The following is a 12,169-nucleotide window of genomic DNA, read 5'->3' on the forward strand; positions in this document are numbered from 1 at the left end:
ACCCGCCCTGAGCGAAGTCGAATCCTTTGCTAGTTTTTGTCGGGTGACTACGTTTCAGATTCAGGACCTTCACAAACGCTTCGGCGACGTCCAGGCCCTCGACGGAATGGACTTCACCGTCCACGATGGGGAAATGTACGGTTTCGTCGGTTCCAACGGCGCCGGAAAATCGACGACGATGCGCATCGCGTTGGGCGTGCTCACCGCCGATTCTGGCGAGGTGCTCCTCGATGGGCGCCCGCTTGACGACGACTCCCGTCGCCGCATCGGTTACATGCCCGAAGAGCGCGGCCTCTACGGCAAGGAAAAGATCCTCGATCAGTTGATCTTCCTGGCCAAACTTCACGGTGTGGACGGCGCGGCCGCAAAGCAGCGCGGAACCGAACTGCTCGAGGAGTTGGGCCTCGGCGAGCGGCTTAACGACAAGCTTGACGACCTCTCCCTGGGCAACCAGCAGCGCGTGCAGTTGGCCGCCAGCCTGATCCATGACCCGGAGGTGCTCATCCTCGACGAGCCGTTTTCCGGCCTGGACCCCGTCGCCGTGGACGTGATGAGCACGATGCTCACCGACCGCGCCCGCGCCGGCGTGCCGGTGATCTTCTCGTCGCACCAGCTCGATTTAGTGCAGCGGCTTTGCGACCGCATCGGCATCGTCACCCGCGGACGCATGGTCGCCGAAGGCACCGTCGATGAGCTGCGCTCAGGCGGCCCGGTGCGCTTCCGCGTCGGCACGCAAGCGCGCGGCTGGATCCCCGCAAGCGCCACACTTATTAGCGACACCCCCACCCACGTCATCGTCGAAACCACTTCCGCCGACAACGACCAGGACATCCTCCGCGCCGCCATGGCCGCCGGCCCAGTCCACGAGTTCACCCGCGTCGTGCCGGATCTGGCCGAGCTGTTCAAGGAGGTTGTGAAGTAATGAAGACCTACTCCCCCATGCACACCATCACCACCACCGCGAAGCGCGAGGTGCAGATTCTGCTGCTGAAGAAGGGCGTCATTGTCACGCTCGTGATCATGTTGCTGGTCATGATCGGCTTCGGCACCTGGATGAAAAACAAGGACGAAGCGGAGGCAGAGGCCGGCGGCCCGGCCGTTGCCACTGTGGGTATCGCAGAGCAGCTTCTCGACGACGCCGGCTACGACGCCCGCACCGCCACCGACCGCGCCGAGGCCGAACAGTTAGTCCGCGACGGCGACGTGCAGGCCGCCCTGATCGTCGAGGGCGACACCTGGGAAGTCCTGGCGGACGGCTCCCCCTCCACCACCATCCTCACCGGCCTCGATGCCCTCTCCCAGCAGCAGGCGCGCGCCGAAACCTTAAGCAACCTGGGCATTAGCCCTGCCGACTACGAGGCTGCCTCCCCGCAGATCAACGTTGTGCCGGTGGACATCAACGACACCGAAGGCGACGACACCGCAGAGCAGTTGACCCGCCTGCTGACCACCTTCTTCGCGCTGATCATCGTCATGTTCACCGTGATCACTTTTGCCGCCCAGGTGGGCAGCCGCGTCACCGAGGAGAAGTCGTCGCGTGTCGTCGAGCTCATCTTGGCCTCCGTTCGCCCGCTGGACTTCCTCGCCGGCAAACTGCTGGGCACCGTCATCTTCGGATTCCTCGCCACCGCAGTGTTGCTCGCCGTCGGCGGCATCGGCCTGAAGGTCTCGGGTCTTATCGACGATGTCGAAGTCGACTGGTCCGTCCTCCCCATCCTGCTTGTCGCCTGGCTGTTGTCCATGCTGTTTTTCGGCGGCCTCTACGCCGCCGCCGGCGCGATGGTGCAGCGCACCGAGGACCTGCAGTCCACCCAGATGCCGATTCTGATCCTGCTGATGGCGTGCGTGTACATCTCGTCGTTTGGTTGGTCCAACACCGACTCAACCTTCATGCAGGTCGTGAGCTGGATCCCGCCATTCTCCATCTTCGCCGCGCCCTTGACCTACGCAGCTGGCGACTTCACCGCCATCCAGCTCGCGGGCTCCTTCACGCTCGCTGCGGTCACCACTGTGCTCGTCGTGTGGGGTGCCGCCCGCATTTACAAGCGCACGATCCTCAACAACGGCAGCGTGACCAAGTGGTCACAGGTGCTGCGGAGGGGTTAGGACCTTTCGCGCATTTTGGCGATGAGCTGTCGAAAACGGAGATTCTACGAAGGTACAAAAATGGCACAAGAGCATTGCCGTCCCAATTAGGACAATTTAAACTGTGACCCAGGTAACTGTACGGCTTCGAGGATCTGGGGCGGAATGTGAAGAAAACTAGTATTTTAAGTTTGGTCTTTGCCCTAGCTTCCATTCTCATTCTCGTGACGGACTCTGCCCCTAAGCTTGTCCCGCTCGCGTTGGCTTCCCTTGCACTCATTGTGTTTGCGCTGGGCTCTGAGATAACGAAGGATCTCCGCTAGTTTGAAATCTGCCTAAACTGCATTTCTAGTTACGCGGTCGGCCAGAGTCTGGCGCAACACATGGGAACAGTCCTTACCGTTCCTGCAGTCCCCGCTGGCCTTCCTTGCCTGCAAACCGTTGGGTACCGTCAACTTCATCTCCCTCGCCACCACCACCCAGCTCGCGGGATCCTTCGCACTCGCTGCGGTCACCACTGTGCTCGTCGTGTGGGGTGCCGCCCGCATTTACAAGCGCACGATCCTCAACAACGGCAGCGTGACCAAGTGGTCACAGGTGCTGCGGAGGGGTTAGGACCTTTCGCGCATTTTGGCGATGAACACATCGGGGTCGAAGTCGTGGACAACCTCGCTCAACTCCCCTTTTTCCAGAGCATCGTTGAGTGCCTTAAACTTCTGCTCTCGCTCCTCCACTAGCCGCAGGCCTTCGCGCAGGACTTCGCTGGCGGAGGCGTAGCGGCCGTCTTCGAGCAGTTGGGCGATAAATTTGTCGTAGCGTTCGCCGAGGACAACGGATGTGTTTTTCGCAGCCATGCCCGTAGAATACCAACGCCTACTATCAGGAGGAGTAGATCGCATGGCTCTCGGCGACGGCCCGCTCATCGTCCAGTCGGACAAGACTGTGCTGCTCGAGGTCGCACACCCGGACGCACCCAAGGCCCGTGCTGCGCTCGCCCCGTTTGCGGAGCTCGAGCGCGCACCTGAGCACATCCACACCTACCGCATCACCCCGCTCGCGTTGTGGAACGCGCGCGCTGCCGGCTTCGACGCAGAGCAGGCCGTTGACGTGCTCGAACGGTTCTCCCGCTTCCCCGTCCCGCAGCCGCTGCTCGTGGATGTTGCGGAGACCATGGCGCGCTACGGCCGCCTCAAGCTGGTCAAGCACCCCGCGCACGGGCTCATCCTCGAGGCCGACGACCCGGCAATCCTCACCGAGGTCACTCGCTCCAAGAAGATCATCCCGCTTGTCGCATCGCGTATCGACGACACCACCATCCCCGTCCACCCCTCCGCCCGTGGCCAAATCAAACAGGAACTGACCAAACTCGGCTGGCCTGTGGAGGACCTCGCCGGCTACGTCGACGGCGAGTCTCACCCGATCGCGCTCAACCACGACGGTTGGGAGTTGCGCGACTACCAGCAGTACGCCGCCGAGTCATTCTGGGAGGGCGGCTCCGGCGTCGTCGTGTTGCCGTGCGGCGCGGGCAAAACCATTGTGGGCGCGGCGTCGATGGCGCAGGCGCAGACCACCACACTGATCCTGGTCACCAACACCGTCGCGGGCCGCCAATGGCGCGACGAGCTGCTGCGCCGCACCACGCTCACGCCCGAGGAGATCGGCGAGTACTCCGGGGAGAAGAAGGAGATCCGCCCGGTCACCATCGCCACCTACCAGGTGGTCACCCGCAAAACCAAGGGCGAATACCGCGCGCTCGAACTTTTCGACTCCCGCGACTGGGGCCTCATCATCTACGACGAAGTCCACCTCCTGCCCGCCCCCGTCTTCCGCATGGCCGCCGACCTCCAGTCCCGTCGTCGCCTGGGGCTGACCGCCACGCTGGTGCGCGAGGATGGCCGCGAGGACGACGTGTTCTCACTCATCGGCCCGAAGCGTTACGACGCCCCCTGGAAAGAACTCGAAATGGCCGGCTACATCGCCACCGCCGAATGCGTCGAAGTGCGCACCACACTTGGCGACGACGAACGCCTCACCTACGCCACCGCCGAAACCCGCGAACGCTATCGGTTGGCGGCGTGTTCGAAGGCGAAGCTTGGGGTCGTCGATAAGCTGCTTGCAAAACATGAGGGCCAGCAGACCTTGATCATCGGCGCCTACGTCGACCAACTCGAAGAGATCGCCGCGCGCATCGACGCCCCACTTGTCGACGGAAAAACCACCACCAAAAAACGCGAAGAAGCCTTCCAAGCCTTCCGCGACGGGGCTATCTCCACCCTGGTGGTGTCCAAGGTGGCGAACTTCTCCATCGACCTGCCCGAAGCCGCCGTAGCCATCCAGGTTTCCGGCACCTTCGGCTCCCGCCAAGAAGAAGCGCAGCGCCTGGGCCGGCTGCTGCGCCCTAAGGCCGACGGCGCAGAGGCCGTGTTCTACACCGTTGTCGCCCGCGACACCCTCGACGCCGAATACGCCATCCACCGCCAGCGCTTCCTCGCCGAGCAGGGCTACGCGTATCGACTCGTCGACGCCTCCGACCTCTAAACTCTTCCCCATGAAGGTTTTCAAGTTCGACGTCGACGAAGAGTACGCAAAGCAACACAACGAAATGATCCGCGACACCCGCAGCCTCGTCGCTTCGGGCGTCGCCCTCTTTGTGATCTCCTTACTCGGCGCCGCAGCCGTCTGGTTCTTCGTCGACCCCGAATCCCCCTGGCACACCCTAGGCACGTACGGCCTCGCCCTCTTCGGCCTGATGATGCTCGTCGTGGGCCTGCTCATCCCCCGCAGCGTGGGCAAGACGCAAGAACTTTACGACGCCAACCCGCTGGCCCCAGCCATCATCACCGAACGCGTCGGCACCACCATCACCCTGACCGCCCTGGTGAACATGAACGTCGAGCCCTCCCTGCCGCCCCGCTGGGGCATCACCTCCCGCGTCTATCACCCGATTCCGAACACTTCCGACAAGGTGGGCACCAAGGTCCCCGTCGCCGCCGTCGGTGCGCAGCGCTCCGCCCAGAACAAGAAGATGTGGCAGATGGTCACCCCGATGCCGATCGCCTGGGGCACCCCGGACGTCGCCGTCATCGACGAAGCCCGCAACGCCGTCCCCGGCGACCAATGGTCCAAACTCGAGCGCGCCCGCAAGAAGAAGGACCTCCTCGAGCAGTCCAAGAACGCCGTCGTGGAGTTGTAGTTCTGTCCTTTGCGGGCCCTCAGGCACCGCCTGCTTCGGTTGCTCTGGCGGCTCCGCCAGCTCTGCGCCATGCTGCGCCACGCCTCGCTGCGCCACGACGCGCCAAAATGTAAAACGTGACATCATACCTTTCGCTGACCTGGGCGGAGTGTAAAATCACGCAGCCAGCTGAGCTACATTTTGCACCGGTGTCAACGGGAACCCGCGCTTCTGTCTAAAACTCCAAGTCCCCTAGCCGAGCATCTCAACCGCGTAAACGGATAAATCTTTCGCGGAACGCCTGAAAATTTTCTGCGGTACTTGCGGCGACTGCGGCCAACACCCTGGCCTGAAAAACGCTTAGGGTTCCTGCAGTAATTGCCCCTGCTCTGACCAGGTCAACACCTCCACCGTTCCCATACATCGGAATCACTGGACCTTCTTCAACGCGTGTTGCAAGAATAACGGGAATATCCGATTCAGCAGTTTTAGCAATAGCCTCTGCAAACCCTATTCCCGCATTGCCAGAACCACAGCCTTCAAGAACTATTGCCGTAGGATCTGTAGCGCGTGCCGCTTCGAATAGGACTGTATCGGTTCCAATGCCATAGGTAATGATTGGAATGTTTCCCTCAGAAAATTTACCAGCATCAAAATCAAGAGTCTCGTTCGTCTCAGGCAAAGCAACGAGCGTAAAGGCGTCCTCGTAAACCTCCCCTACTTTCGTTCCAGTGAATGCCTGCGACTGGATCGTGTGACACTTCCGAACCCCTCGAGCGTTCCAAACATTTCCTGCAAAACACACCACAACTCCGAGATTACGAGCCCTCGGCGATGCAGCAACCGTCAAAGAATCTTGGAGATTCCGTGGTCCATCAGAGTCCGGTGTATCGAAAGTACGTTGGGCACCAGTAAGCACGATAGGCTTATCAGTCGCAATTACAAGGTCAAGAAAATAAGCAGTTTCCTCCATCGTGTCTGTCCCGTGCGTGATCACGGCACCAATGCAATCAGAGTCCTTGAGAGATCGGTTTACGACATCGGCAATCACTGACAAGTCCTCAAATGTGAGGCGGTAGCTGCCCTCTGAAATGGCATCGACCCGTCTTACTTCCAGATTGCTTTCGGTCCCTAAATCAAACATCTCGGCTGTCACCCCGACGGAAGCTCCATCCTCTGAACGAGTTGAAGCAATCGTTCCGCCAGTCGCAATCAATGCAACGTACGCCATATCCGTCTCCTATTGACCAAATGCGTTGTTATCGGAAAAGCGCTCTCTTTCTTCTTTTCCCAATTTCACCCATCCCAGTGTCAAGGATCAAGACACTGGGACTGTGAGGCGAGCAGACTCTCGAGATCGATTAAATCTCAACTCTTCCGGGGACAGTTTCCTTGCCACCATCTTGCGCTTTGTTCGCAGCACGAGAACCGAAGAACATTGATGCGGCGACCGAGCTCAGTACAACAATCGGTAGAGAGAATGCCGTCCAGTCAGGGAAAGCAGGCGCGAAAGCGAATACGACTCCGGCTGCAGTCACAAGCGAAACCAGTGTCGTGGGAATCGACTTAACCACTACAGCCAATTGCACAAAGACTGCACCAATAATCGCGGGAAGAATGTAGTCAAAAGTTGCGCGAACACTCTCAGGAAGAACTGCAATAATCCAGTTGCCGAAAATAGCTACTGCAAGGATCATCACTGTTACGTGAACAATAACAGCACCAGAAATAGCGGCAACTGCTGTTAGCTCTGCTTTCTTCGTACCTGGCTTAGCATCGACTGCTGCTTGTGCTGTCACAGACGCGGGAAGTAACTTGTTAGAGATATTTCCTACGAGCCAGGCTTGATAAGTGCCTGACACTCCCAGCATCGGGAAATAGGTTGCAGGTTCAACAACCCAGTTCGCAGCATAAATTACGGCAACCGCCAAGAAACATGTGCCGAGTACTCCCCACCCCGGAAACAACCCTTCGACCGTGAAGAGGTAGATCGGAGCGGCCATTGCCAGAATCAACCCGAGCCCAACTGTGATTCTGCCCCAAAAATTAATCCGGTTAATGTAAACGTCATCAGACATTGCTTTGGTCTTCATTTCAGATGCTCCTCGATTACGCAGCCACAAAGTATGCAACTGCTAGGCCAATAATCATTGCAAAACCAAGCGCCCACTCTCTGAGCCAACGCATATTCAATCGCTCCGACAACAGTAGGAAGATCACCATTGCACCGGAGGAGCCCGCCATGACGGCCAGGTTCTTCGATCCGCCAGAGGCCTGACTGACAGTCAGGAAGGCAAAAGCACCCAGAAGTGCGCCTCCTGTTAGTGCAGCCATAGCCCATGGCTTCCATTCGCTTAGCTTCTCGGACATCTTGCCCATCGCACTAGTTGCTAGAACTACCTCGAGCATCCAGACTCCTGCGCCCAACGCCATTGTGAAGAAGACCGTGGCGAAAACAACTGCGTCAAAGTTCTCGCTCCCCATCGGTGCATTCATTGATTCAGCTGCAGCATTTGCGGCAGCCAGCTCATACGGCACCGATCCAATCATTCCGATACGCATTAGGACGGGCGGAGTACCGAAGATAGGAATCAGGGACAAGGCCACGATCCCCACTGCCACAGACGGTCCAATCGCTGAAATAGCCCCAGCCCTCATTGCCTGCATAAGTTCTTTATTCTCAATATGGCCTTCCTGGGCATTTTGCTTGGCTAGGCGAAAGAACACGACTGCCTGAAAAACAATCACAGCCATTACGGCTAGCGAAAACATCCACATGGCTGGCGATTGAGCATACGAAATATAATCGGGCATTTTTCTCTCCTATCGCGGCTTCAAAATAATTAGTTGACGGCGGTGTTTTTCAATTAGACCTTTGGAGTACAGCAAAGGAAATGGCTCTCCTTTCACCCATCTGTCCATGTGTTCAAACTGGTATCCAGACGAGAGATCTCCGCTTTGCCCTGGTCCATTAAGCGCAATTGAGTTGTCCCATTCCCCAACGTCAATCGCTACCCTGAATGAGCTGCCATAGATCTGCCTGTAATCCCCCGTACTGGCGTATCCAGCCAGGCCAACTGTCTCTCCACTTCCTGGCACTTCATATTCCCCAGAGCGAACCAACTTTTCTTCTACACCTGCTTCGATGAGCAAATCAGCAAACGCGTGATCGGCGTAGCGCATATGAACATCACCCCAGGGGCAAAGCTTGTCCATGTCGACAAAGGCGTCAAAACTGATAAGTGCATGTTCTACAGCAAGATCAAGCTTCCTTTGGTCGGAGTCAGCCCAATCCCGCATAAGGCTCAAAGCAACTCGAGAATCTCTCTCAGCAGCCAGGTCCGGAATAAGAATCCCAAGAATCTTCTCAGCCTCGCCCTCGTATCCCAAGGTCTTAAGTTGAGAACGCAGGACGGTAGGGACCAAGTGTTCCCAGAAAAACAGTTCCCATGCATGCGCTTGTGTCGACCCAGCCGACATCCGAAAATCCCATGCGTCAACAAGTCTCCCGAGTGCATGGTCCTGAAACTGCGCGACTTGCTTGAGTACGACGATCGTTTCCCGTGCATGCAGGTTTAAATCATCTGTTTGAAAATCAAATGCTTCCCGAATCGTGACCTCTCGTGCGTCATCTAGCCACTCTTTGATACGCCGATAACGGACATCGTCGTACCACTCATAGGAGATATGCACTTCCCGTGGGAATTCTTCTGGCAAAAGATACTGGTTCGCAGTGGCAAAATAGCCGCTATCTTTCGCGAACCCAGGCAGAACATCGTTGTCATAGAAGCCATCCCAAACGTACTGACCATCACCCGGAACCGGGAACAGACCATTCCAATTCTTCCGCTTGGGAATAATGCCACCAGGTTGCCAGGCGATTCTCCCACCAGGTTCGGCAACGATCTGGTTTTCAGGCGGAGCACACCATCGATTCATCGCCTCGAGAAACTCATCAATATTATCGGCCCGCATGTATTCAATAGAACCGAGATAAGGTGCCCCTCCAGGCTCTAGCCAAGCGGCTGCCAGTGATACTGCGACGTGCCTCTCAGGGTCATGATAGATAACTGGACCAAACTCTGAGAAACGGAGAACGACCGTCTGCTCCGGCCCATCGCACGAGTGAATCTCCTCCGTAACTTCTGAGAACTTTCGCCAAGCACCTTCAAATTGATACTCATCTGGGTTATTCGGATTCAGCACATGGACAAAGAGATCTTCCTGGTCAATGGCGAAAATCGTAAGCCCGAACGCGACTTTGCCATTGTGTCCAATAGAAACCCCCGGGAGTAGTGGCTCTCCACCACCTATTACATCGAAGTCCCTACAAGATAGGTGCGCAATATACCGCAATGACGGCATACTCGACGTAACGCGGTGGGGGTCGTTACAAAGAATTGGCCTTCCTGTAGAGGTCAAATCACCAGACAGAACCCAGTTGTTTGAACCATCACTTGGCTGCTGCACACGACCGATTCCAGAGTTGGAATCTTCGGATCGAACAATAGGCCCAGTTCCAAGCCAATAGTCTTTCATCACGTCTTCTGCGAACACAGAAAAATCTAGCCCCTCAGGAACTTCAAACTCTATTGCGGGCTCAAAAAGCTTGCGCAGACTCGCAACTGAGTGGTTCCATTCATGAGCTAACCGCGCCCGTACTGCCTCTTCCGCGGCATTAAAAGACAGAGAATGGGAACGAAGCCTCAGTAGATCCTCTGGCGCCCATTTCTCGGGTAGGTAACCTAACTTTTCGAATTCAAGGGGAAGCGGCATAGCACCACTCACCACCAAATCAATGAAGCCATTCACCCCATTTACAAAACTTGTCACGATAGCTTTCGCATCGTTACCGTAGGCAAGCCACTCAGCACGAAAATCTCCACGGTAGATAAAAAGACGTGCAGCCCTGTCCCATTCCACGAAATCACTACCGAATACCTCGGCGAGCCGTCCGAGCCCTCTTCTTCGGGAAAAATCTAACTGGAACAGACGATCTCGCGCAGCGTTGAAGCCTTGCGCTAGAAAGACATCGTTTTTCGTTGAGCCGAAAATGTGTGGAACGCCCCATTCATCAACATGAATTTCAACCTCATCTTCGAGGTAACGCAATTCGAAATAGTCAGCCATCACACCCTCCTCATAGTGCCTTCGCTTACATCAATTGACCATTTGTGCCTGCGCTCACAATTGGATCCCAGAAAACTAACATCTTGCCGCTATGCTTTGAATAACTATCAACCGTTACCCCCCATACCTCTAGGACATACCTTGGACTTAAGCGAAATTCGGACCCTCCATACTGTGGTTAGCGAAGGGTCGATGAGTCGGGCAGCCAGCTTTCTAGAACTGGCGCAGCCAACTGTCTCCAGACAAATTCGCGCGATCGAAGAAGAAATCGGGACACAAGTCTTCTACAGGCGCTCTACAGGCACTGTTCTCACGCCAGCCGGGGAAGAGTTCGTATCACTTACTAAAGGAATTCTTCTCGAACTCGACAGATCGATAGCTCTCATGAAACTGAGATATTCAAGAAAATCTGTATTCAAAATCGCATGCACACAGACCACAGCGCACGCAATCCTCGCCCCGTTCATTGCCGATGTAAACCCCCCAATCATCGACCTAGTAATCGTTGACGCCACTGAAGCGGACAAGCGACTTGAGACTGGAGCCGACCTGGCCATCACGACTCTGAGACCTCCCCCAGATCGTTGTTCAATGGAGGTTGCTAGCCTAAATATCAGGGTCCAAGCGCCAGATATTGCTATACAAAAAGTATCGAAAGAACACCACTTCATCGATCTAGAAAATTTCAAAGACGAAGAATGGATACTCCCAAGAACCGGCGTGCCCCACGCCGTATTCTCTAAATACAACACACTGAATAGCGAGGTTCGAAAACGTTATGTAACCACGGGGGTAGTTGCACAAAGCCTCGCCGCAAATGGATACGGCTACGCCATAGTTACCGAATTACCCGCTCTAGGGTTAGCAGCAAAAACCGCGCGCGCAAATGGCGAACCAATTACCTGCCCCCTTTTCGCATCCTGGGATACACGGCATGAGGCCGACGAAGAACTACGATCTATCGCAAATCGCTTAGCCTTCTGGTTAAAAAACGCACCCGGAGCAGCTGGAATCACCCCCGAAAATGACGCTTTCGAATCATGACAAAATTACAAAAAGCGCCCCGCAGACGTGCCGACGTTCGCATTTGCCGGAGAGCGTCGTGCAGCTTACTACAGACAGGTTGTAGAACTACTCGACTGCCTTTGGCCACATGAAAATTTCTCCACATTGCCGACAAACGTACTCCGCATTGCGGACAAGTGGGGATACACCAACTATTTCGACATGGTTGCTGGGATACCTCTTTAAGAGCACGGTCAAAAACTGGGCTGATGCGACAAGGACAAACTCCGCGTTGCGGACAAGTTGGTAAACACCAACGATTCTGATGCAGTCAACCTCGTCGCCGATACGTCAATAAATGCCCATGACTATGCAGGGGCATAGTGGCGCCCGCTGACCCCTCACCCGCATTGCAGACACTGCGAATCTGCATTGCGGACAAGTGGGTGGTCACCAACGATTCCGGTGCCGGCAACCAAGTTGCGGATACTCCGGCTCCGCGTTGCGGACTAGTTCGTGTGCACCAACGATTCCGGTGCCAGCGATCTGATTGCGGACCTTTGTTCTCCGCGTTGCGGACTAGTGGGGACTCACCAACTATTTCGACACGGTCAGGAACTGGGCCGATGCGACAAGGGCAAATTCCGCGTTGCGGGCTGGTGGGTGTGCACCAACTAATAAGAGGGGTGGGTATGCGTGAAAAACACCCAGGAGCAACCATGCGGTTGGTCCTGGGTGTTTTAGTGTTGTGAAGTTGTTGGGTCGGCGGTAACCTAC

At 56.3% G+C, this 12,169-nt stretch carries 11 protein-coding genes; 6 read left to right on the top strand and 5 right to left on the bottom strand.

Annotation, left to right across the window (positions count from 1 at the left end):
• Positions 1–43 precede the first annotated feature (43 nt).
• From HMPREF3171_RS06470 to HMPREF3171_RS11905, 3 genes are all read left to right on the top strand, one after another.
• On the top strand, positions 44–922 hold the full coding sequence (locus HMPREF3171_RS06470) for an ABC transporter ATP-binding protein (RefSeq protein WP_070483738.1): 879 nt from the start codon (positions 44–46) through the stop codon (positions 920–922).
• Positions 922–2,106 (top strand): ABC transporter permease, encoded by a 1,185-nt coding sequence (locus HMPREF3171_RS06475; RefSeq protein ID WP_070483740.1) that lies wholly within the window; start codon positions 922–924, stop codon positions 2,104–2,106. Before HMPREF3171_RS06470 ends, HMPREF3171_RS06475 begins: the two co-directional genes overlap by 1 nt.
• 420 nt (positions 2,107–2,526) lie before the next feature.
• Complete coding sequence (locus HMPREF3171_RS11905) at positions 2,527–2,700, top strand: hypothetical protein (protein ID WP_210385601.1); 174 nt, start codon at positions 2,527–2,529, stop codon at positions 2,698–2,700.
• Here HMPREF3171_RS11905 and HMPREF3171_RS06480 read toward each other — a convergent pair.
• A complete protein-coding gene (locus HMPREF3171_RS06480) occupies positions 2,697–2,939 on the bottom strand; it encodes a type II toxin-antitoxin system ParD family antitoxin (RefSeq protein ID WP_070451679.1) in 243 nt (80 codons plus the stop codon). The genes HMPREF3171_RS11905 and HMPREF3171_RS06480 overlap by 4 nt on opposite strands.
• Before the next feature lie 43 nt (positions 2,940–2,982).
• Between HMPREF3171_RS06480 and HMPREF3171_RS06485 the strand changes: the two genes are divergently transcribed.
• A complete protein-coding gene (locus HMPREF3171_RS06485; RefSeq protein ID WP_070483742.1) occupies positions 2,983–4,623 on the top strand; it encodes a DNA repair helicase XPB in 1,641 nt (546 codons plus the stop codon).
• Positions 4,624–4,633: 10 nt separating this feature from the next.
• Complete coding sequence (locus HMPREF3171_RS06490; RefSeq protein WP_070483743.1) at positions 4,634–5,278, top strand: DUF3239 domain-containing protein; 645 nt, start codon at positions 4,634–4,636, stop codon at positions 5,276–5,278.
• 244 nt (positions 5,279–5,522) lie between these two features.
• Here HMPREF3171_RS06490 and HMPREF3171_RS06495 read toward each other — a convergent pair whose 3' ends face one another.
• The 4 genes from HMPREF3171_RS06495 to HMPREF3171_RS06510 all read right to left on the bottom strand — a co-directional run bounded on the left by HMPREF3171_RS06495 (position 5,523) and on the right by HMPREF3171_RS06510 (position 10,387).
• Positions 5,523–6,488 carry an asparaginase gene (locus tag HMPREF3171_RS06495; protein ID WP_070483746.1) on the bottom strand — a complete coding sequence of 322 codons (966 nt, stop codon included), beginning with the start codon at positions 6,486–6,488 and terminating at the stop codon, positions 5,523–5,525.
• Positions 6,489–6,618: 130 nt separating this feature from the next.
• A complete protein-coding gene (locus HMPREF3171_RS06500) occupies positions 6,619–7,350 on the bottom strand; it encodes a hypothetical protein (RefSeq protein ID WP_070483748.1) in 732 nt (243 codons plus the stop codon).
• Positions 7,351–7,366: 16 nt separating this feature from the next.
• A complete protein-coding gene (locus HMPREF3171_RS06505) occupies positions 7,367–8,071 on the bottom strand; it encodes a DUF5058 family protein (protein ID WP_070483751.1) in 705 nt (234 codons plus the stop codon).
• A 9-nt stretch (positions 8,072–8,080) separates the two neighbouring features.
• A complete protein-coding gene (locus tag HMPREF3171_RS06510) occupies positions 8,081–10,387 on the bottom strand; it encodes a penicillin acylase family protein (RefSeq protein ID WP_070483753.1) in 2,307 nt (768 codons plus the stop codon).
• Here HMPREF3171_RS06510 and HMPREF3171_RS11660 point away from each other — a divergent pair.
• Positions 10,337–11,431 carry a LysR family transcriptional regulator gene (locus tag HMPREF3171_RS11660; protein ID WP_083292001.1) on the top strand — a complete coding sequence of 365 codons (1,095 nt, stop codon included), beginning with the start codon at positions 10,337–10,339 and terminating at the stop codon, positions 11,429–11,431. The genes HMPREF3171_RS06510 and HMPREF3171_RS11660 overlap by 51 nt on opposite strands.
• Positions 11,432–12,169 lie beyond the last annotated feature (738 nt).

This window comes from Corynebacterium sp. HMSC08F01 (assembly GCF_001807545.1).
Classification (GTDB): domain Bacteria; phylum Actinomycetota; class Actinomycetes; order Mycobacteriales; family Mycobacteriaceae; genus Corynebacterium; species Corynebacterium coyleae.